The 20,181-nt window shown below is 70.7% G+C and carries 16 protein-coding genes; 5 read left to right on the top strand and 11 right to left on the bottom strand.

All coding sequences use genetic code 11. The annotated features are described in order from the left end of the window. Positions 1-405 precede the first annotated feature (405 nt). A complete protein-coding gene (locus FM105_RS02555) occupies positions 406-1,665 on the top strand; it encodes a sensor histidine kinase (protein ID WP_087004157.1) in 1,260 nt (419 codons plus the stop codon). Positions 1,666-1,763: 98 nt separating this feature from the next. On the opposite strand, the gene otsB is transcribed toward FM105_RS02555, so the two are convergent. Beyond that, on the bottom strand, positions 1,764-4,454 hold the full coding sequence (gene otsB, locus FM105_RS02550; RefSeq protein WP_087004154.1) for a trehalose-phosphatase: 2,691 nt from the start codon (positions 4,452-4,454) through the stop codon (positions 1,764-1,766). Next, positions 4,451-5,062, bottom strand: a complete 612-nt coding sequence (locus FM105_RS02545) for a DUF308 domain-containing protein (protein ID WP_087004151.1) — start codon at positions 5,060-5,062, stop codon at positions 4,451-4,453. The genes otsB and FM105_RS02545 overlap by 4 nt, the downstream gene beginning before the upstream one ends. Positions 5,063-5,204: 142 nt before the next feature. On the opposite strand from FM105_RS02545, the gene FM105_RS02540 reads away from it, so the two are divergent. Then, positions 5,205-5,885 carry a hypothetical protein gene (locus FM105_RS02540; protein ID WP_087004147.1) on the top strand — a complete coding sequence of 227 codons (681 nt, stop codon included), beginning with the start codon at positions 5,205-5,207 and terminating at the stop codon, positions 5,883-5,885. A gap of 82 nt (positions 5,886-5,967) precedes the next feature. Here the strand turns inward: FM105_RS02540 and FM105_RS02535 are convergent, their stop codons facing one another. Next, positions 5,968-6,723: a trimeric intracellular cation channel family protein gene (locus FM105_RS02535; RefSeq protein ID WP_087004144.1), complete on the bottom strand. Its 756-nt coding sequence runs from the start codon at positions 6,721-6,723 to the stop codon at positions 5,968-5,970. Between the two features lie 188 nt (positions 6,724-6,911). On the opposite strand from FM105_RS02535, the gene FM105_RS02530 reads away from it, so the two are divergent. Beyond that, entirely contained in the window at positions 6,912-8,147 is a 1,236-nt protein-coding gene (locus FM105_RS02530) for a pyridoxal phosphate-dependent aminotransferase (protein ID WP_087004334.1), read from the top strand. A gap of 185 nt (positions 8,148-8,332) precedes the next feature. Here FM105_RS02530 and FM105_RS02525 read toward each other — a convergent pair whose 3' ends face one another. Further along, entirely contained in the window at positions 8,333-9,097 is a 765-nt protein-coding gene (locus tag FM105_RS02525; protein WP_087004141.1) for a helix-turn-helix domain-containing protein, read from the bottom strand. Between the two features lie 204 nt (positions 9,098-9,301). On the opposite strand from FM105_RS02525, the gene FM105_RS02520 reads away from it, so the two are divergent. Beyond that, positions 9,302-10,444, top strand: coding sequence for an NAD(P)/FAD-dependent oxidoreductase (locus FM105_RS02520; RefSeq protein WP_179207024.1), 1,143 nt, complete (start codon positions 9,302-9,304; stop codon positions 10,442-10,444). Between the two features lie 134 nt (positions 10,445-10,578). On the opposite strand, the gene pcaDC is transcribed toward FM105_RS02520, so the two are convergent. The 5 genes from pcaDC to FM105_RS02495 all read right to left on the bottom strand — a co-directional run bounded on the left by pcaDC (position 10,579) and on the right by FM105_RS02495 (position 16,174). Further along, positions 10,579-11,946, bottom strand: coding sequence for a bifunctional 3-oxoadipate enol-lactonase/4-carboxymuconolactone decarboxylase PcaDC (pcaDC, locus tag FM105_RS15070; RefSeq protein WP_087004135.1), 1,368 nt, complete (start codon positions 11,944-11,946; stop codon positions 10,579-10,581). After that, the gene (locus tag FM105_RS02510) at positions 11,943-13,370 is read right to left on the bottom strand and encodes a lyase family protein (RefSeq protein ID WP_087004132.1); all 1,428 of its coding nucleotides are present in this window, start codon (positions 13,368-13,370) and stop codon (positions 11,943-11,945) included. Before FM105_RS02510 ends, pcaDC begins: the two co-directional genes overlap by 4 nt. Positions 13,371-13,385: 15 nt before the next feature. Continuing rightward, the gene (pcaG, locus tag FM105_RS02505) at positions 13,386-14,030 is read right to left on the bottom strand and encodes a protocatechuate 3,4-dioxygenase subunit alpha (RefSeq protein ID WP_087004129.1); all 645 of its coding nucleotides are present in this window, start codon (positions 14,028-14,030) and stop codon (positions 13,386-13,388) included. Between the two features lies 1 nt (position 14,031). After that, positions 14,032-14,871: a protocatechuate 3,4-dioxygenase subunit beta gene (gene pcaH / locus FM105_RS02500; RefSeq protein WP_087004127.1), complete on the bottom strand. Its 840-nt coding sequence runs from the start codon at positions 14,869-14,871 to the stop codon at positions 14,032-14,034. Between the two features lie 94 nt (positions 14,872-14,965). Next, positions 14,966-16,174, bottom strand: a complete 1,209-nt coding sequence (locus FM105_RS02495; RefSeq protein WP_087004122.1) for a 4-hydroxybenzoate 3-monooxygenase — start codon at positions 16,172-16,174, stop codon at positions 14,966-14,968. Between the two features lie 215 nt (positions 16,175-16,389). Between FM105_RS02495 and FM105_RS02490 the strand changes: the two genes are divergently transcribed. Beyond that, the gene (locus FM105_RS02490; RefSeq protein ID WP_087004119.1) at positions 16,390-17,166 is read left to right on the top strand and encodes an IclR family transcriptional regulator; all 777 of its coding nucleotides are present in this window, start codon (positions 16,390-16,392) and stop codon (positions 17,164-17,166) included. Positions 17,167-17,324: 158 nt separating this feature from the next. Here FM105_RS02490 and FM105_RS02485 read toward each other — a convergent pair whose 3' ends face one another. After that, positions 17,325-18,782: a benzaldehyde dehydrogenase gene (locus FM105_RS02485; protein WP_087004116.1), complete on the bottom strand. Its 1,458-nt coding sequence runs from the start codon at positions 18,780-18,782 to the stop codon at positions 17,325-17,327. Positions 18,783-18,858: 76 nt separating this feature from the next. Continuing rightward, a complete protein-coding gene (locus FM105_RS02480; RefSeq protein ID WP_087004113.1) occupies positions 18,859-20,115 on the bottom strand; it encodes an MFS transporter in 1,257 nt (418 codons plus the stop codon). Between the last annotated feature and the right edge of the window lie 66 nt (positions 20,116-20,181).

The raw sequence follows: 20,181 nt of genomic DNA, 5'->3' as shown, positions 1-20,181 counted from the left end.
ACACCTAAGCCTTCGTCGGCAGCGTCAGATGAGTATAACAGACAGCTCCCCGACCCCGGGCAGCAGACGGCCGTTCCGGAACCGGCGTCCTCGGTGCCCGCCGTGCGTCGTCTGCAGCTGGGATCGCTCACGATCGACACCGGCCGCCTCACCGTCGAGATCGACGACGAGGAGGTCCACCTGACCCCCACCGAGCTGCGGATCCTCATGCTGCTGACGGAGGAGCCGGGCAACGTGTACTCCCGCGAGAAGATGGCCTATACCGTCTGGGGCTATCAGTGGGCGGGCGATTCGAGGGTCGTCGACGTCCACATCCAGCGGCTGCGGAAGAAGATCGGCTCAACCCGGATCGAGACGGTCCGCGGCTTCGGCTACCGGTTCGCCGGCTGACGGTCGCCCCCACTCATGTCGCTGCGCTGGAAGATCGTCCTCCTCGTCATCACCTCCGTCGTCATCGCCGCCCTCACCTGCGGCGTCGTCGTCCGCCAGTCCGCGGCCCGCGCGGAGGGGGAGCGCCAACGGGCGAACGCGACGGAGCAGCTCAACCAGGCCGTCACCGTGTACGCCGACACCGGCGTGCTCGCGCTCAACACGATGATCGACGACCCGGGTCTGCCGGCGGATGCACGCGAGTCCGCTCTGCGCGGGCAGTCCGTGACGACTCTCAGCAGTGCGGACGACCAGGACTACATGTGGGCGGCGGCGCCGATCCAGGTGGGCTCGCACACCGCCGTGATCTCCGTGCGCCAGTCGACGGCGGAGTCGGAGAGGCTGCTCGCCGGCATCGACCGGGCAGTGCTGCTGGGTATGCTCGGCTCCGCCCTGCTGATCGGCGGGATCGCCACGTTCGCCGCCGGCCAGATCTCCCGCAGACTCACCGTGGGCGCCCAGGCGGCACGGCGGATCGCGCACGGGGAGACCACGGACCGCGTGTCGGACGTCATCGACTACGGCAACGACGAGGTCGCGGACTTCGCACTGGCAGTCGACTTCGCCGTCGAGCGGCTCACGGAGAAGATCGAGTCCGAGCAGCGCTTCACAGCGGACCTCGCCCACGAGATGCGCACGCCGCTCACCGGCCTCGTGAACGCCGCGAATCTGCTCGAGGAGGAGTCCCGCCCGGCCGAACTCGTGAAGGAGCGCGTCACGCGCATGCAGGTGCTCGTAGAGGACCTCCTGGAGGTCTCGCGCCTGGACGCGGGCCGCGCGGAGACGATGATGGGGCCGATCTCCGTCGACGCGAGCATGCACTCGCTCATGACCACACTCGAGGGCTCCGGCACCCTGGCCGGCCATCCGGTCGACATCGCCTACGGCGCGGGCGACACCCGGATCGTCACGGATCAGCGGCGCTTCGAGCGGATCATCACGAACCTGCTCGTGAACGCCGTCAAGCACGGCGCGGACCCCATCGAGGTCGAGACACGGCCGGATGCCGTCGTCATCAGGGATTCGGGACCCGGCTACCCGCCGGACATCGTCGCGACCGGGCCCACGCGGTTCGTGTCCGCCGGCGGCGGCGGGATGGGGCTGGGCCTCGTCATCGCCCAGGGTCAGGCCCGCCTGCTGGGCATGACGATCGAGTTCGCGAACGGCCCGAACGGCGGGGCCCACACGACCGTCCGCTTCCCGCAGGCCCCCGCGCCCGAGGTCCCGGCGGGCTGACGCGCCCCCGGCCCCGCACGCTCCCCGGGCCCCGCGCGCTCGGGCGGCGGTCCGACGACTCAGCCACCGCCTCGGGCGCGGGTCGTCCGGTCGTCAGGTCATTCCAGGGAGCAGCCCAGTTCCGCAGCGAGCCGCACCACGCGGATGTACCCCAGGTGCGAGTACGCCTGCGGGTGGTTGCCGAGGTGCTGTTCGGCGAGCGGATCGTATTCCTCTGCGAGCAGGCCCGTGGGACCGCGGAGCTTGTCCAGCTGTCGGAAGAGCGACCGGGCCTCGTCGATGCGGCCCGTGAGCAGGAACGCCTCGATGAGCCACGTCGTGCAGATGTGGAAACCGCCCTCCAGCCCCGGCAGACCGTCGTCGTAGCGGTAGCGGAAGACCGTGGGTCCCTCCCGCAGCTCGCGCTCGACCGCGTCCACAGTGGCGAGGAACCGCGGGTCGTCCGCCGCGAGCATCCCGGACAGGCCGACGAACAGGCTGGCGGCGTCGAGGTCGTCGTCGTCGTAGGCCACGGTGTAGGACTGGGCGGTCTCGCTCCAGCCGCGGTCGGTGACCTCCTCCGCGATCTGCTCGCGCAGGCCCCGCCACGCGCCGGGCAGGGTCAGCCCGAACCTGTCCGCCACGTCGATCGCGCGATCGAGGGTCACCCAGCACATCACCTTCGTGTACACGTTGTGCTTGGGCGGGCGGCGCGCCTCCCAGATGCCGTGGTCCTCCTCGTGCCAGCGGGCCTCGACGGCGGTGCCCATCGCGACGAGCAGCTCCCACTCCGCATCGTCGATCGCGCCACGAGCGGTGACGATGTCCCGCAGCAGCTCGGCGACGGGGCCGAAGACGTCCAGCTGCACCTGGTGCTCGGCGGCGTTGCCCACGCGCACGGGGCGGGAGCCGGCGTAGCCCGGCAGGTGCTCGAGCACCGCCTCGGACGTGAGTGCGGACCCGTCCACCGCGTACAGGGGGTGGAGGAACTCCGGCCCCGGGGCCTCGGCGAGGATGCCCCGCAGCCAGTGGACGAAGCCCTCGGCCTCTGCGGTCGATCCCAGATCGAGGAGCGCGCGCACGGTCATGGAGCCGTCGCGCAGCCAGGTGTAGCGGTAGTCCCAGTTGCGGACGCCGCCGATCCCCTCCGGCAGAGACGTGGTGGGGGCCGCGAGCACGCCGCCGGTGGGTGCGTGACAGAGGGCGCGCAGCGTGAGCGCGGACCGGACGACGCCCTCGCGCATCTGCTCCGGCAGCGCGAGCGAGCGCGCCCAGTTCTCCCAGAAGCCCTCTGCGAGTGCGCGCACGCGGCGCTCATCGCCGGCGAGCACGGAGTCGAGGAAGTCGGAGGCTCCGCCGCAGGCGAAGGCCAGCACCAGCTCGCCGCCGGGCAGATCAGCCGGGACCACGCGTGCGACTGCAGTGTGGGACCCACGCTCCTCGACGATCTCGAAGTCGACGCCGGGCGCGTGCAGAGCCATGGGCTCGCTGGTGTTGTCGACGCGGACGATGCCCGGCTCCGCCTCGAGCGAGGTGGGTGCCGCGCCGTAGTCCAGGCGCGGGGCGAAGCGGATCTCCGTGGGCGCGGTGCCGGTGAGCACGCGGATCAGGACGGTGTCCTGCGAGTCATCGGGCACGGGTGCCAGGTAGTCGGAGACCTCGAGGCCCGCCCACCGGGTCACCACCGTCATGGTGTCGTCCCGGTAGCGCTGGGTCAGCGGCCGCGTGCGGGCGGCGTCGGCACGGTTCTCCATGTCTGCCGCCTGTGCGGCGGGGCCGACGGAGAAGTAGCCGGCGGAGGAGGAGCCGAGGATCTCGGAGAACACGCTCGCGGAGTGCGGCAGCGGGTGCGGCATCCAGCAGACGCGTCCGTTCGGGTCGACGAGCGCGGTCGAATGGCCGTTGCCCAGGAGGCTGTGCCGCTCGATGGGGGTGGACGAGCGGCCGAAGAGCCACGACCGCCTCAGCTCGTAGAGCGCGGCGAGTGCGATCCCCACGGTGCCGGGATCGGCGATGCGGGAGTGCGCCTGCGTGTCGCCGTCCGCGCCCACACGCAGACCGAGGTCGCCGTCGCGCAGCGTCGCGAGCGCGGCCTCGTCCGCGACGTCGTCGCCGATGTAGAGGACCGTGTCCGCTCCGAGCCGCGCACGCAGCGCCTCGAGCGCATCGCCCTTGGAACCGGGGATGACGGTGAGGTCGAAGACATCGCGGCCCCGGACCGGTTCGATCCCCACCCGCGCGCAGGTCTCCTGGACCCACGCGGTGACCGCCTCGCGCTGTGCGGGCGGACGGCCGCGGAGGTGCACGGCGGCACCCAGCGGCTTGAACTCGAGGAGGAGGTCCGGATGCTCGCGGCTCAGGTCGAGCAGCGCCGAGCGCAGGGCGGTGAGCCGCTCCTGCGTCTGAGGTGCGATGTCGTCGAACTCATCGATGCCGAACTCGCCGCCGTGCGAACCCACGAGGTGCACTTCGCGGGGCAGCCGCGACATCGCAGCGAGATCACGCAGGGAGCGGCCGGAGATGACCGCGGACTGCGTCGACGGCATCGTCGACAGGGCGCGCATCGTCGCGACGTTGAGGTCCAGCGGGAACGCGCGGGTGGGACGGTCGACCAGGGGCGCGATCGTCCCGTCGTAGTCGGTCGCGACCAGCAGCTGCGGGCTGCGCGACAGGGCGACCAGACGGGAGAAGATGTCGTCTCCGAGTGTCCGGGCCGCCTCCGCGAGGTCGATGAGGAGTCCGTCGCTGCGCGCGGCGCCGGCGGGGGCTGCGGACTGGAGCGTGCCGGGTGAGGTCGTCGGAAGGGTCATGCTTCGTCGACCTCCACGTCCTCAGCCTCATCCGCAGCGCCGCCCTGCGTGCGGGAGCGGCGGGAGTAGCCGCCCACCATGTAGAACACGCCGTGGATCATCGCCGCGGCCCCGGCGAAGCCCATGACGCTGAGCGCATTCATGTCCGTCCCCGCGAGCAGGATGACGCCCAGGATGACGTGGATGCCGCCGGCGATGAGGAAGTCGGAGCTCATGCGCTCGTCCCGGTTCTGCCGCCAGATCCACAGCTCGAGGATCCCGTGGAGGACCGCCCACACCGCGATCGCGGCGCGCAGCTCACCGGGCACGTCCGCGAGGAGCAGGAACGCGACGCCCGGGATCACGACGACGGCCTGTCCCAGCAGCGCCATGCGCGCGTCCGTGCGCGTCGCGAGGCCCTGCAACAGGACGAGGAGTCCGCTGAGGACGAGGTAGGCGAGCAGGATCGCGTCGACGGTGGACACCGAGATGTTGAGGTTCGCGGGTGAGCCGATCTGCTCACGCGGCCAGAACACGGTGACGATCCCGAAGACGATCGCGAGAGCGCCGCGGGCGGCCATCCAGGTGCCGAGCGGACGCAGGTGAGGAGAAGCCGAGGTCGAAGTCACTGGGCCAAGTCTAGCGATGACCCGCTGGGTGTGGGCTGAGGCCCGGCAGACCGGCTGAAGCCCGGCAAACCACCAGCCGGAGGCTCGCGCGCGTTCACTTTCCGGACACCCTCACGGCATTCGAACGATCTAGCGTTCGGTTATGGCTCACGAGGGCACCATCGTGCCGATCGCAGAGGGCCGTGCGACCCCCGTCGGTCGCACGGCCCTCTGGTGGTGCCTGGGCCTGGGCGTCGGGATGGTGGCTGGCGAGCTCGTGAGCCTCCTGACCCTCGGCGTCATGGGCCTGCCGGATGCGGCGCAGGCCTCTCCCCTCGTCGCCGCCACCCTGGCTCTGTGGCCGTGGGGCCTCGCGGTGGCCGCCGGCGCGCTGCTGCTGGCGGGGATGCGGCCCGCGGCGCGCCTCGAGATCGATCGGCGGACCGCAGCCCACATCCGCCGCACCGGAGCGCCGGCGATCGCCAAGGTGATGAGGGCCTCGGACCCCACTCCCGGCCCGCGGGCGGGTCTCGACGCGACACTGCTGATCCGCACGTCGACCGGGCGCATGTTCTCGACGGACGTCCACTGGACGCTCGATCCCGTGGACGCGGGGAGCGTGCGGAAGCGAAGCGTCCTGCCCGTGCGCCTCGATCCGTCCGCCCCGCGCCGCGCCGTCCTGGACACGCAGGCGGACTCGCGGGCGTTCGCGCCGGGCGTCGACCTCGACACCGCATTCTCCGCCCGCCGCCGGCTGCGTCAGATGGTGCAGCGCACACGGTGGTCGTCGCGCATCGCGCTGCTGGTGGGCGGGCTGGCGGGCCTGCTCCTCGTCACCGTCTGAGCGTGCTCATGCGCGTCAGCCCTCGTGAACTGGGTGGCCGCATGCGCGGTCAGTCCTCATGGTCTGAGCAGCTTCACGCGCGTCAGTCCTCACCGTCGCGCTTGTCCGGCTCAGCGGTCTTCCGCGAGCGGCGCGGGGCGAACACGCCGCGGTCGCGTCCTGAGGGACGCCGGAAGGCGAACAGTCGACCGCGGCGGGGAAGAACGCTGCGCGCACCGGAGTACGACCAGCCGCGCATGGGGGACGGGACCCGCCATTCGAGGTGCCACGCGAGCATCCGGACTAGGAAGACCAGCGCCGCGATGACGAGCGCGACCCACGACTCGAACCATCCGATGCCCCAGAGCAGCGCCGTGAGACCGGCACCGACGATCGCGGGGATGATGTAGAGATCGGACCCGTTGAAGACCGCCGGGATCTCGTTGGCGAGGACGTCGCGGATCATCCCGCCGCCCACTGCGGTGAGCACGCCCAGGAGGATCGCAGAGGCGAACGGCAGCCCCGCATCCATCGCGATGGTGGTGCCCGTCGTCGCGAAGACGCCCAGGCCCAGGGCGTCGAAGGCGACGATGGGGACGCGGGCGTGGAGCGCACGCTGGCCCAACAGATAGACGGTGAGCGCGGTGACGACGGGAGGGATGAGGTAGATCGGCTCCTGGAGGGAATTCGGGACGCGCCCCAGGATGACGTCCCGCATCATGCCGCCGCCCAGTCCCGCGCACAGGCCGAGCACCAGGCTGCCCATGATGTCGATGTTCTTCCGGGCGGCGAGCAGGTTGCCCGACACGGCGAAGGCGAGCACCCCCAGAAGGTCGAGGGAGAGCATGAGCGGTTCCACGTCACCAGACTAGCCGCGGACCTGCACCGCTGCCGCGAAATCGTCCCGCATACCAATGGAAGGGCACTGGATCAGCGCAATGGAGGGCAGTTCATACCTTACGGAGTGCGACAACCGGAGTCCGTCGGTCGTACTGTGGGCCTCAGACCGGGGCACGGCCTCGGCGACCAGTGATCCTCCTCGAAGGGATGAACGTGTTCTCGCAGTCCTCCAAACTCGCCAACGTCCTCTACGACATCAGGGGACCGGTCCTCGAAGAGGCCGATCGCATGGAGGCGGCGGGAAACCGCATCCTGAAGCTCAACATCGGCAATCCTGCGCCGTTCGGGTTCGAGGCGCCGGACGCCATCCTCGTCGACATGATCAAGCACCTGCCGGAGGCGCAGGGGTACAGCGATTCGCGCGGCATCCTGTCTGCGCGGCGCGCGGTCGTCCAGTACTACGAGACGAAGGGGATCCGCTCGCTCGACGCGGATGACGTGTACCTGGGCAACGGCGTCAGCGAGCTCATCACGCTCGCCATGCAGGCGCTGTGCGATCCGGGAGATGAGATCCTTGTGCCGATGCCGGACTACCCGCTGTGGACGGCCTCGGTCGCGCTGTCCGGCGGCACCCCGGTCCACTACCGGTGCGCGGAGGACGCGGGCTGGATGCCCGATCTCGAGGACATCGCCGCGAAGATCACTCCGCGCACGCGCGGGATCGTCGTCATCAACCCGAACAACCCCACGGGCGCGGTGTACTCGAAGGAGACGCTCGAGGGCCTCGTGGAGCTCGCCCGGGAGCACGACCTCCTCATGTTCGCGGATGAGATCTACGAGAAGATCACCTACGGCGACGCGGAGATGATCAACCTCGCGACGCTCACCGGCGACGATGTCCTGTGCCTCACGTTCTCCGGCCTGTCGAAGGCCTATCGGATCGCCGGCTACCGGTCGGGCTGGCTCGCGATCACCGGACCGCTCCAGCGGGCGAGCAGCTACGTCGAGGGGATCCGCCTGCTCGCGAACATGCGGATGTGCTCGAACGTCCCCGCACAGCATGCGATCCAGGCCGCGCTGGGCGGGCACCAGACCATCGAGGACCTCGTCCTGCCCACCGGCCGGCTGGGCGCGCAGATGGAGCTGTCCGCGCGGAAGCTCAACGAGATCGACGGGGTGAGTGCCCAGCCGGCCGATGGCGCGCTCTACCTCTTCGCGAAGCTCGATGTGGAGAAGTTCGGGATCGTCGACGATCAGCGCTTCGCGCTCGATCTGCTGCGGGAGCAGAAGATCCTCGTGTCCCACGGCACCGCGTTCAACTGGGACAGGCCGGACCACTTCCGGCTGGTGACCCTGCCGAGCATGGAGGTACTCGACGAGGCGCTGGACCGCCTGGGCGAATTCCTGAACGGCTACGAGCAGCAGGCCGACACCGCGGCCTGAGCGAGCGGGCGGTGCGGCCGGATCTAGGCACCCACCACCCTGGTCCGACGACCCACCAGCTTTCATCAGGCCGCACAGCTTCTTTCCTATGCGGTCTGATCAAAGTTGGTGGGTCGCGGCGCCCCATCTGGGTCGCGTCGCCCCGTCTGGGTCAGGTCGCCCCGTGCACTCCCCTGGGCGCGCCCTCACTGCTTGGGCCGCGCCCGCACGCGGATGCGCTGACCTTCCGGGCCATGGACGTTGAGGACCTCGGCCGGCTGATCCACCGCGGGCCCGAGCCAGTGGGGCACACGGGTGTCGAACTCCGCGGCCTCGCCGGGATCGAGCACGAGGTCGTGGGCACCCACGAGAAGCCGCAGCGATCCCGCCAGCACGAGCAGCCACACGTAGCCGCGATGGGTCTGGAGCGCCTCGGGCTCGAAGACGTGCGCTCGCCCGCGCCCACCCCCGCGCCCACCCCCGTGAGCACCATGACCGCCGACCTCCCCCTCGTGCCCGTGCACGTGGACCGCAGGCTCCGCGATCCCCGACGCCGGCGGCCTGATGATCGCGTGCTCGACCCACAGCCCTCCTGCGGCCGGGGCGATGGGCATGACAGTCCGCCCCGAGTCCTCGTACGTGTCGTACCGCAGCCGCGGATCCCACGAGAAGCGCGTCCCCACGAGCGCATCGAGGCTCACGTGGTGGGCGCGGGCGAGCGCGACCAGGTGCTCGAGACCGGGTATCCGCGCGCCCGTCTCCAGCCTGGACAGCGTGCTCACGGAGATCCCGGTCCGCTCGCTCAGCGCGGTGAGTGACAGCCCGCGGGCCGTCCGTCGCTCCCGCAGCCGAGGCCCCACGGACTCCACGACCTCCCCCACCTCACTCTGCGCAGGCTCTCGGACTGTCCCGGGCCCGCGCACGGCGCCGCGCCCGGTCGCGATCTCAGACTCGCGGTCGACCGCATCCATACGCGTCCCCTCTCGTCGCCTCGCCGTCGAGGCGGCTTGCGTGCTTCCCTACTTGCCGTCTTGCCCATTGGCCGGCCTGCCGTCTGACCCACTGGCAGTCTTGCGGACATACCGACACATCATCTTGCCGATTCAGCAACGATTATCGTCGCCCGAGCCCTCCCGGGTCCAGAGTGCATGCATCCCCACCTGAAGGAGCGCACCATGACTCAGACCCCGCACACTCCCACCTATGACGTCCCCACCTATGACGTCGTCGTGATCGGCGGCGGCGTCGCAGGCCTCAGCGCCGCGCTCACGCTGGGCAGGGCGCTGCGCAGCGTCCTCGTCGTCGACGCCGGGTCGCCGCGGAACGCACCGGCCGCAGGCGCGCACAACCTGCTCGGCAATGAGGGCATCGATCCGCTGGAGCTCGTGGAGAAGGGCCGCGCGGAGGCCGCCTCCTACGGCGCCCAGCTCATCGACGGGACCGTGACCGATGTGAGCGGTTCCCCTGCAGACGGCTTCGCAGTCACGATCGCGGCGGTGGCCGCAGACCCCCGGGTCCCCTCACCCGGACTGCGCCCTGCAGAAGAGGCGCCCGCCGCCGAGGCCGCTGCCCCTGAGTCCCGCGACCCCTCGACAGTCCGCGCTCGCCGGATCGTGCTCGCCTCCGGCGCCGTCGACACGCTGCCGGACATCCCCGGCCTGGCTGACCATTGGGGGCAGGACGTCGTCCACTGCCCGTACTGCCACGGGTACGAGGTCCGCGGCGGCCGGATCGGTGTGCTGGCGACCGGTCCGATGTGGCTGCACCAGGCGAAGCTCATCCGGCAGTGGTCGGATGACGTCACGGTGCTGCTGCACGACCAGCCGGCCCCCAGCGCCGATGACCGAGCTGTCCTCGCATCGCGCGGTGTGCGGGTCATCGAGGGTGCGGTGCGAGAGGTCCTCAGCGATCACGCGGCCGACGCGGACGAGGCCAGCTCCCGCGCCGACGACTCCCGCCGCGGTGAGTACCGCGATGCTGGCTCCCGCGGTGATGATGCCCACGAGCAGCGGCGCCTCACAGGTGCCGTCGTCGCCGGACTGGAGGCGCCGGTCGCCCTCGACTCGATCCTCGTGGGAACGCGCATGCGGATCGACTCCGTGCTCGTCGATGCGCTCGGACTGGCAGTCGAGGAGAACGTGATGGGTCAGTTCGTGCCCGTCGACATGCAGAAGGCGACGAACGTCCCCGGTGTCTTCGCGGCCGGCAACGTCACGAACGTCGGCATGATGGTCGCCGGCGCGATGGCTGACGGGGTCACGGCGGGCGCCCAGGCGAACATGGCGCTCGTGGAGGAGGAGTTCAGCGCCCAGCACTGAGGCTGACGACGGGCTCGACCAAGCCGAAGCCCCACCTTCCACGGGGGCTCCGCTCAGAATCGAGTGAGTGCTAGGTGGTCCCACTCATCGATCAGATGGACCACCTAGCACTCACTCGCGGGGTTCGTCCGGCTTCACCTCTCCGCGTCGAGGTCCGCGAGCACCTGACCCGCGATCTTGAAGGCCGTGTTCGCGCTCGGAACGGAGCAGTAGACCGCGCTCTGCAGGAGGATCTCCTTGATCTCGTCGCGCGTGAGCCCGTTGCGGACCGCTGCGCGCACGTGCATCGCGAGCTCCTCCTGGTGGCCGCCCGCGACCATCGCCGTGAGCGTCACCGCAGAGCGCATCCGCCGGTCGATGCCCGGCCGCGTCCAGATCTCACCCCACGCGTACCGCGAGATGAAGTCCTGGAAGTCCTGCGTGAACTCCGTGATCGACGCGTTCGCCCGGTCGACGTGCTCGTCGGAGAGGACCTCGCGGCGTACCGCCGTGCCGGCCTCGTGCACCTGGGAACGCGTCAGGTCCGGCAGGCCGGCGTCAGTGACACCAGGCGCGGCTGTCCCCGCCGCCTCGCCAGTACCAGCTGCCTCTCCGGCTCCGGGAGTCGCGACCGACTCGACCGGCCCGACCGTTGCGGCCGCTCCCCCCGCCGAGGCCCCCGCCGGGGAACCCTCACCGCTCCCCTGGACCGCCGACCCGGCTCCCAGGAGGAACCCGTGCAGCAGCTCGGCCGCGACCTCGGGGGCCTCTGCCGGGACGAGGTGGGCGGCATCGGCGACGACCTCGAACCGCCCGTGCGGCACGCCATCGGCGATCGCCTGCAGGCTCGCGGGCGGAGTCGGCTGATCGTGCTCACCGGCGACCGCCAGGATCGGGACGCGCACGTCGCCCAGCCGATCCCGCACGTCGAACGCCGCGAGCGCACGGCACACCGCCGCGTACGAAAATCGGTCGGTCCCCTGCAGGGAATGCAGCAGCTCCGTCGACACGACGGGCTGCGCCTCGATGAAGCCCGGCGCGAACCAGCGCTGTGCGGACCCCTCGACCATCGTGGGCGTCCCCGCCTCCTCCACGAAGGCGGCGCGCTCCTCCCAGGCTTCCGCCGTCCCGATCTTCGCGCCGGAGCAGAACACGCCCGCCGCGTCCACGGTCTCCGGATGCGACAGTGCCAGCTGCAGCGCGATCGCACCGCCCACGGAATCGCCTGCGACAGCGAATGACCCCACGTCCGGCAGGACGGACCGCACGGACTCCAGCACCTGCTCCGCGAGCTCCTCCATCGTCAGGGCGATGCCCGCGCGCGCCGCGACGGGGGCTGATCGTCCGTGGCCGGGCAGGTCGATGCCCACCACGGTCCAGTCGCTGGGCAGCTGCGCCGTCGCGTACTGCCACAGCGGCTGCACGGCGGTCCCCAGGGACGGCAGGACCACGAGGACGCGGGAGCCGGCGGCTGCGTCAGCGGCACCTCCCGTCGGCAGGTGCGTGGCGGTGAGAGTCGTCATGAGTCCGATCCTTTCGAAGGGTCTTCCGCGGAACTGTCGGGGTCAAGGGTGGTGAGGGTGGCGAGGATCCGATCCACGAGAGCGGTCGCCTCGCCCGTGTACGCGGCCGGGTCGAGCAGTGCGCCGAGGTCGCTCCGCCGGGCAGCGGGCACCACAGCCGCCAGCCGTTCGCGCGCGTCGCCCGCGTCCGCCGCCGCGCCCAGGGCCTCTGTGATCTGCGTCTTCGTCACATCCGGCGCCAGGGCGTGGACGAGTCGCTCGGACACGACCCCGGGACCGGCCGCCTCGAGGTTCCGGCGCATCGCACCGGCGTCCACCTCGAGCCGGTCGGCGAGGTCCCCGAGCAGGCGAGCGCTCGTGAGCGCTCCGAGCTGCAGGCGGGCGAGCGCGGTCCACTCCGCGTGCCACGCCCCGTCCGGGCGCTCATCCACGGCCTGCCCCACCGCCTGCGCGACGGTCGCGAGCAGTCCCGGTGCTTCCTGCCCGGTCCGCGACAGCAGGACGGACACCGTGGGGTTCGACTTCTGCGGCATCGCGGACGAGCCCCCGCCGCCTGCCTCCCGCAGTTCGCCGACCTCCGTCCGGGCGCCGGTGAGCACGTCGCGGGCCACCCGCTGCCCGGCGAGGCTCACGCCCGCGAGCGCCTGTGCCCAGCCGAGCACCCGCAGCCGGTCGACGTGCCAGGGGTACCCGGCCGCGGCAAGACCCAGCCGGGCCGCCCATGCCGCCTCGAAGTCAGTCCCGCTGAGTCCAGCTTCATTTTCGGCACGGATCTCGCCGAGCGCGGCGCGCGTGCCCGCGGCGCCGCCCAGCTGGACGGTCGGGACCACACGTGCCAGCTCCTCGCGAGCATCCGCGACGCTGCGCGTCCAGTGCGCGAACCGCAGCCCCGCGGTCGTGGGCAGCGCCGCCTGCGTGAGGGTGTGGGCGAGGCACGGCGTGCTGCGGTACGACCGTGACAGCGCCGAAAACCCGCTGATCACGGCTTCGAGCCGCGCGCTGACCACCGCGATCGTCCGGCCGAGGACGAGCACCATCGCCGTATCCATCACGTCCTGGCTGGTGAGCCCTCTGTGAAGCGCATCGGCGCCCGGCAGCCCGGCGACCTTCTGCCGCGCGTGGGCCAGGAACGGGATGACGGGGTTCCCGCCCGAGGCCGCGTCCGCAGCGATGTCCGCCACCGGGTAGTCCGCGGGCGCGCCCAGGGCGGCCACGACCTCGGCGGCGGTCTCCTGCGACACGAGTCCGAGGTCCGCCTGCGCGCCGACCCAGCCGGCCTCGGCCTCCACGAGCGCGCCCAGCAGCGCGCGGTCGCCCACCGCTGCGGCGTCCGGTGCGGTGCCCGGTGCGAACAGCAGCATCGTGGCATCGTCTGCGGACGCCGCCGAGGTCCCGGCGGGCTGAGGACGATCGCTTGCGGTCATACCCTCAAGCCTGCCTCAGAAGTCATCGTTCCTCGGGAACTTCAGGAACACGGTCTCGTCGTCGCCCTGGAGGCGGACGTCGAAGCGGAGGCTCCCGTCCTCCTCGCGGGTCGCGATGAGCGTCTTCCGGCGGTCCGCGGGAAGCTGGGACAGGAGCGGGTCGGCCGCGAGCGCCGCCTCGTCCTCCGGCAGGTAGATGCGGGTGAAGAGGCGGTTGAGCAGGCCTCGCGCGAAGACGCACAGCGAGATGAAGGGGGCCGATCCGGGCTGGGTGGGCCCCGGGTCGACCGTCGAGAAGGTGAAGTTCCCCGACCCGTCCGTGCCCTCGCGGCCGAAGCCGGTGAAGGTGAAGCCGTCACGCAGGAGCGATCCCTCGACATCCGGGATCGCTCCGGACTCATCGGCCTGCCAGATCTCCAGCAGCGCATCGGGGACCGGGGTGCCTGCACCGTCGGTCACCGTGCCGTGCAGGCGCACCGCTCGCGCACTGCCCACGGGCACCAGTTCGTTCCCGTGCTCGTACTCCAGGGCGAACCCGTAGAACGGCCCGATCGTCTGCGCCGGCGTGGGGACGAGGTCTCCGGTGGTGAGGTCGGCCCCGGTGTACCGGCCCGAGGCCGCGGCCCGGTCCGCGGTGCCCGCTGCGGTGCTGCTCGTCATGTCACTCATCGCCCTCGTCCTCCGTCCAGGTGCGTGCGCTGCCGCTCACGACGATGTCCCACCGGTAGCCCAGCAGGAACTCGTGCTCCGACACATCGTGGTCATACTGCGCGACCAGCCGATCGCGGGCCTTCTGATCCGTGATCGACTGGTAGATCGGATCGAGCGCGAACAGCGGGTCGGACGGGAAGTACATCTGCGTGATCTTCCGCTGCGTGAAGTCCGTGCCGAACAGGCTGAAGTGGATGTGCGCGGGCCGCCACGCGTTGCGGTGGTTCTTCCACGGGTACGGCGCCGGCTTGATCGTGATGAAGTCGTACGAGCCGTCCGGCCCCGTGAGCGTGCGGCCCACGCCCGTGAAGTTCGGGTCGATGGGGGCCGGGTGCTGATCGCGCTTGTGGATGTACCGCCCGGCGGCGTTCGCCTGCCAGACCTCGACCAGCTGACCTGCGACCGGGCGACCGTCGCCGTCGACCACGCGACCGCGCACGCGGATGCGCTCGCCGATCGGCTCGCCGTTCGCCTGGATCGTGAGATCCGATTCGAGCTCGCCCACGTCCCGGTGGCCGAAAGCGGGCGAGAAGGTCTCGATCGTCTCCGGATCCGTGTGGAACAGGTCCTTCGTGGGGTGGCGGAGGATCGAGGACCGGTAGGGCGGGAAGTCGAGTCGCGGCTGCGACTCCTCCCGCCCGCCGCTGTCCCTCTGCCCCGTGTACTCCCCGTGGATGCCCTCGATCTCCGCGGTCATCTGGCGCTGCGTCGCCGCGGCGTCATCCGGGCCCTGTGTCTCCGGCTGGCCCTGGGCCTGGACTGCATCCTGTCGCGTGGTCTCCGCGCTCATGTCGCACTCCTCTCCGAGTCGGCGCTGTGTGTCCGTGATCTGTGGTTCGCTTCGACTGTCAGTCCCTGCGTCTGTGGTTCTGTCGTTCGCTGCGTCATGTCAGCCTGCTCTCGCGCGGCCAGCCGGTGTACGCCTCCGCGAGGTAGGCCCTGCCGTGATCGGACTCCAGCAGGCCGCGCAGCTCGCCCGCCCGGCGACGGGTCTCGAAGTCGCCGGCCTGCGGGTCCCGGTGCATGAGGGACGTCACCCAGTAGGAGAAGTTCTGCGCTTTCCACACGCGCTGCAGCGCGCGGTCGGAGTAGCCGTCGACACCGGATTCGTCACCGGACAGCACAGCGTCGCGCAGCGCTTCGAAGAGCACGCGGACGTCCTGGAGCGCCAGGTTGAGGCCCTTCGCGCCCGTCGGCGGCACGGTGTGGGCGGCATCGCCCGCGAGCAGCAGGCGACCGGAGCGCATCGGTTCGGACACGTACGACCGGAACGGGAGGACCGTCCGCTCGAAGACGGGACCGGTGGTGAGCTCGAAGCCGTCCGGGCCGTCGACCCGCGCCTGCAGCTCCGCGAAGATCCGGTCGTCCGACCAGGCGGAGGCGTCCTCATCCGGGCTGCACTGGAAGTACATCCGCTGGACGGTGTCGCTGCGCTGCGAGATGAGCGCGAAGCCGCGCTCGGAGCGGGAGTAGATGAGCTCCGGCGCACTGGGCGGGGCTTCGCAGAGGATCCCGAACCAGGCGAAGGGGTACTCGAGGGAGAAGCGCTGTCGCTCGGCCTCCGGGATCGCGTTCCGGCAGACGCTGCGGGATCCGTCCGCGCCCACGAGCCAGTCGCAGACGATCCGCCGCGGCGTGCCGTCCGCATCCGTGAAGTCGACGTGCGGGCGATCCGTGTCGAAGGCGGCCGGGCTCGTGTCGCTGACGCCGTAGAACACGGTGCCGCCCGCGGCATCGCGCGTCTGCGCCAGATCGACGAACACCTCGTTCTGCGGGTACAGCCAGACGGAGGCGCCCACGAGCCCCTGGAAGTCGATCCGGTGGTCCACCCCGTCCACGCGGAAGACGGTGCCCTCGTGCTCATGGCCGTGCGTGTGCACACGGGTAACGGCCCCGGTGTCAGCGAGGAGCTCCACGGATCCCTGCTCGAGGATGCCCGCGCGGTGCGTCGTGGCGATCGTCTCCCGGTCGCGGTTGTCGACCACGATGCTGTCGATGCCGACCGTGTGCAGCAGGTGGGCGAGCGCGAGACCGGCCGGTCCCGCGCCCACGATGGCGACGGTGGTGCGGAGCTCTTCCGGTGGGGGCGCCAATGCTCCTCCTGAGGGGTGGGGTCGTGTCGAGGGGCCTTCGTATCGAGGGGCCAGTCGGGTCGAGAGCGGGTCGTGTCGAGTAGCCGTGGAGCTCCGCGTGAGACGGTCGGGGCTCCCGGCCCACAGCTCCTCACAGTGTTCCAGTTCACTCCGCACTCGTCGCACCTCTTCCCATTGAACAAGAATCGCGGCGCGCCTCGCCGTAGTGTGGAGGCATGGCGAACTCCCCCAGCGGTGATTCCGTGCTGGACCGCATCGTGCGCGTGCTGTCCGCGTTCGACCCGCAGCACCCGGATCTCACGCTCTCCTCACTCGCCGCCCGCGCCGATCTGCCGACGTCGACCGCCTACCGGCTCGTCGACGACATGATCGGCCACGACCTCCTCCACCGCGATCCCGACGGCCGGATCCGCGTGGGAGTGGGGATGTGGGAGCTCGCCAACCGCGCATCGGACACGATGTCGATGGGACGCATCGCGCGCCCGCACATGCTCGCGGTGAACGCGCAGATCGGACAGCACGTGCAGCTCGCGATCATGCGGGAGTCCGACGTGCTGTTCCTCGAGCGGGTGTCCGCGCCCCAGGCGGGCCCGAACATCGCGCACGTGGGCGGCCGCCTGCCCACGCACGCGTCCGCCGCGGGCCTCATCCTGCTGGCCCAGCAGCCGGAGCACGTGCGCGAGTCCTACCTGCGCCGCGACCTCGCCCGCATGACGTCCTCGACGATCACCGATCCCGTCGTGCTGCGCGGAGTGCTCGACGAGGCCCGCCGCACGGGCTTCGCACGGCTGCCGGGCCACATGGTCGCAAGCTCCACCAGCTGCGCCGTCCCCATCGCCGGACCCACGGGCGAGGTCGTCGCCGCGCTGGGCGCCGTCGTCGACACGGAGACGGCCCCGCCAGACCAGCGCATCCACGAGGCCCTGGCCGCCGGTGCCCGCGCGATCCGGCTGGCGCTGCGGAGAGCACAGGCCGCCGAGGCCGAAGACTGACCGCGGAGGCCGAGGACTGACTGCCGCGGTCGAATACTGACCGCGCCCGAGGTCCCGGTCACCGGACCATTCCGGTGACCGGGACCTCGGGCGCGTCGGAAGCCCAGCCCGGCACCGGCCGGAGCGACCGAGTCTCGAAGACCGGGACCTCGGCGGTCTCAGAAGGGGTACGGGGCGATCGTCGAGCGCATCGTGACCCACTGGGTCTCCGTGAACGCGTCGATGTTCGCCTTCGCCCCGCCCACGCGGGATCCGTTGCCGGACGACTTCACACCGCCGAAGGGCGCCTGCGACTCATCGGAGACCGTCTGCTCGTTGATGTGGATCTTGCCGGACTCCAGGCGGTCGGCGATGTCCATCGCGGTGCCCACATCGCCGAGCACGCCGATAGACAGTCCGTACTCGTTCGCATTCGCGAGCTCGACGGCCTCGTCGATCGTGTCGTAGGACATGACGGGGGCGACCGGTCCGAAGATCTCGTCCGCCCACGCCCGGTTGTCGCGGTCGAGTCCGGTGAGCACGGTGGGACGGATGAACCGGGCGTCCCGGGTGCCGCCGGCCGCGACCGTGGCACCGGCGTCCGCCGCTGCCGTGATGATGTCCTCGATGCGCTGCGCCTGCGTGTCGTCGATGATCGGTCCGACGGCTACCTGCTCCGTGTGCGGGTCGCCCATCGGCAGTCCGTCGGCCTTGGCCGCGAGCTTCGCCACGTACTCGTCGTAGAGCGACGAGTGGACGAGGTGGCGCCCCGTCGTCATGCAGATCTGCCCCGCGTGCATGAAGGATCCGAAGGCGGCCGCGGACACTGCCGCGTCCACGTCCGCACCGGGCAGCACGAGCAGCGCGTTGTTGCCGCCCAGCTCCAGGTGAGCGCGCTTGAGCATCCGACCGCACGTCTCGCCGATCGCGCGTCCGGCACCGGTGGAGCCCGTGAACGCGACGGTGGAGACCTCTGGCGCGGCGACGACCGCCTCGCCGACGTCCGCTCCGCCCGGCAGCAGGTGGAGGAGGCCCTCGGGAAGGCCGGCCTCCTCGAAGACGCGGGCCAGCGCGACGCCTCCGCAGACCGCGGTGCGCGGGTCCGGCTTGAGCAGCACGGCATTGCCCAGGGCGAGCGCGGGCGCCACTGCCCGGATCGACAGGATCAGCGGGAAGTTGAACGGTGCGATGACGGAGACGACGCCCACGGGGCGCTGGCGGGCGAGCGACCAGCGGTCCTCGTTCGTCGCGAGCACGTCGCCCAACGGGTGGTGGGGCAGAGCGGCCGCGTCGAAGCACTCGTTCGCCGCGATGTGGGTCTCCAGACCCGCCTTCGGGGGAATCGAGCCGGCCTCACGGATGATCCACTGCTGGATCTCCTCCGCATGGTCCTCGAACAGCTGACCGGCGCGGCGCAGCACGGCCGTGCGCTCCTCCGGTGTCCGCGCCGCCCACTCCTTCTGGGCACGGGCCGCCGAGGTCGCTGCCCGCAGCACGTCCTCGCCCGTCGCGAGCCCCACAGTCGCGAGCGCCTGCCCCGTGGCCGGCTCCATGACGTCCTGTGCGCCGGCGGATCCTGCCACCCAGCCGTTCGAGCTGATGCGTCCGTCCCATACTGCTGTGTCCATGAGTGTCATGGTCGGATCCTTCCTCGTTCCTCCGTCAAGCGTTCCCCAGTCAAGCACTCTGGTTCCACCATCCTCGCGCTCCACGTCACGCCTCCGTCTGCTCGAGGGCGTGGAGCTCCTTCGACGTCGATGCCCGCGGCTTGGGGATCGCCAGCACGGCGAGGAACCCGATGACCGCAGCGATCGCGAACATGTAGAAGCCGCCCGGGTAGGCGAGGCTCAGTGTGACGAGCACACCCGTGGCCAGGGGTCCGAGGATCGCACCCAGCCGGCCGACCCCGGAGGTGAAGCCCATCCCCGTGGCGACCAGCGTCTTCGGGTACAGGTAGCCGACGAACGCGTACACGAGCACCTGCGAGGAGAACACGAAGAGGCCTGTGACGAGGATGACCGCGTTGAGCACGAACTGATCCGCGATCCGGATGCTGAGCGCTGCCAGCAGGATCGCGGAGACGCCGAACCACACGAGGATCGTCCCCTTGATCCCGCGGGCGTCCGCCACACGGCCGCCCACCAGCAGCCCGATGATCCCGCCCGCATTGAGCACGAACAGCATGACGAGCGAGCTGGACACGTTGTATCCGGCGAGTTCCATGATCTTCGGCAGCCAGGTGTTGAGGCCGTACACCAGCATGAGGCCCATGAAGGTCGCGACCCACAGGCCCACGGTGATGCGTGACCGACCGTCCCGGAAGAGGTCGCGGACGCCCAGCTTCGGACCGGACGCCGCGGGGCTCGCGTTCGCAGTCGCCGCCGCTCCGACGATCGCCGGCGGTGCGGTCTCGGGGAGCTTCAGCCACATCGGGATGAGCGCGAGCAGGCCCAGGCCGCCGCCCAGGTAGAAGAGCCAGTGCCAGTGCTCGTGGAAGACGAGGGCGGCGAGCGACGCCAGCACGGCGCCCGCGTGATAGCCGGTCATCGTCACGGTCGACGCGTTCGCCTTCCGACCCTGGGGCGCGGACTCCTGCATCATCGTCACGGCGATCGGCATGCACGCGCCCAGTCCGAATCCGGCGACCAGCCGGGCTGCGCCCATGAGTGCGACGTTCGGCATGAGCGGGAAGAGGAGCGTGAAGAGGGAGAACAGGGCCACGCAGCCCATGAGCGGCAGCCTGCGTCCGCGGCGGTCGGCGATCGGGCCGATGCAGACTGCACCGATCGCCACGCCCACCAGCGAGATCGTCGACACGAACGTCATATCCGCGGCGGTGACCCCCATGTGTCCGATCTCAGGATTCGTGAGGATGGGGATGGTGGCGCCGAGTGCGACGATGTCGAAGCCCTCGAACATGACCGTGAGCCAGCAGAGGACCACGATCCAGCCGCGCGACGACGTATGCATAGCTCTCCTTCGAGTGTGCTGCGGACTCGAGGCCGCACCATGAGACCGAACCCACAGAGTCTGTGC

The sequence above is a fragment of the Brevibacterium yomogidense genome, from assembly GCF_900163715.1.
GTDB lineage: Bacteria > Actinomycetota > Actinomycetes > Actinomycetales > Brevibacteriaceae > Brevibacterium > Brevibacterium yomogidense_A.
Note: the sequence above shows the minus strand (reverse complement) of the source record. Positions and strands in the feature narration are given on the sequence as shown.

Bases quoted from the DNA above. Each gene is read 5' to 3' on its own strand.
- FM105_RS02555 (WP_087004157.1), top strand. From the start codon at position 406: ATGTCGCTGCGCTGGAAGATCGTCCTCCTCGTCATCACCTCCGTCGTC.
- otsB (WP_087004154.1), bottom strand. From the start codon at position 4,454: ATGACCCTTCCGACGACCTCACCCGGCACGCTCCAGTCCGCAGCCCCC.
- FM105_RS02540 (WP_087004147.1), top strand. From the start codon at position 5,205: ATGGCTCACGAGGGCACCATCGTGCCGATCGCAGAGGGCCGTGCGACC.
- FM105_RS02530 (WP_087004334.1), top strand. From the start codon at position 6,912: ATGAACGTGTTCTCGCAGTCCTCCAAACTCGCCAACGTCCTCTACGAC.
- FM105_RS02525 (WP_087004141.1), bottom strand. From the start codon at position 9,097: ATGGATGCGGTCGACCGCGAGTCTGAGATCGCGACCGGGCGCGGCGCC.
- FM105_RS02520 (WP_179207024.1), top strand. From the start codon at position 9,302: ATGACTCAGACCCCGCACACTCCCACCTATGACGTCCCCACCTATGAC.
- pcaDC (WP_087004135.1), bottom strand. From the start codon at position 11,946: ATGACGACTCTCACCGCCACGCACCTGCCGACGGGAGGTGCCGCTGAC.
- FM105_RS02510 (WP_087004132.1), bottom strand. From the start codon at position 13,370: ATGACCGCAAGCGATCGTCCTCAGCCCGCCGGGACCTCGGCGGCGTCC.
- pcaG (WP_087004129.1), bottom strand. From the start codon at position 14,030: ATGACGAGCAGCACCGCAGCGGGCACCGCGGACCGGGCCGCGGCCTCG.
- pcaH (WP_087004127.1), bottom strand. From the start codon at position 14,871: ATGAGCGCGGAGACCACGCGACAGGATGCAGTCCAGGCCCAGGGCCAG.
- FM105_RS02490 (WP_087004119.1), top strand. From the start codon at position 16,390: ATGGCGAACTCCCCCAGCGGTGATTCCGTGCTGGACCGCATCGTGCGC.
- FM105_RS02485 (WP_087004116.1), bottom strand. From the start codon at position 18,782: ATGACACTCATGGACACAGCAGTATGGGACGGACGCATCAGCTCGAAC.
- FM105_RS02480 (WP_087004113.1), bottom strand. From the start codon at position 20,115: ATGCATACGTCGTCGCGCGGCTGGATCGTGGTCCTCTGCTGGCTCACG.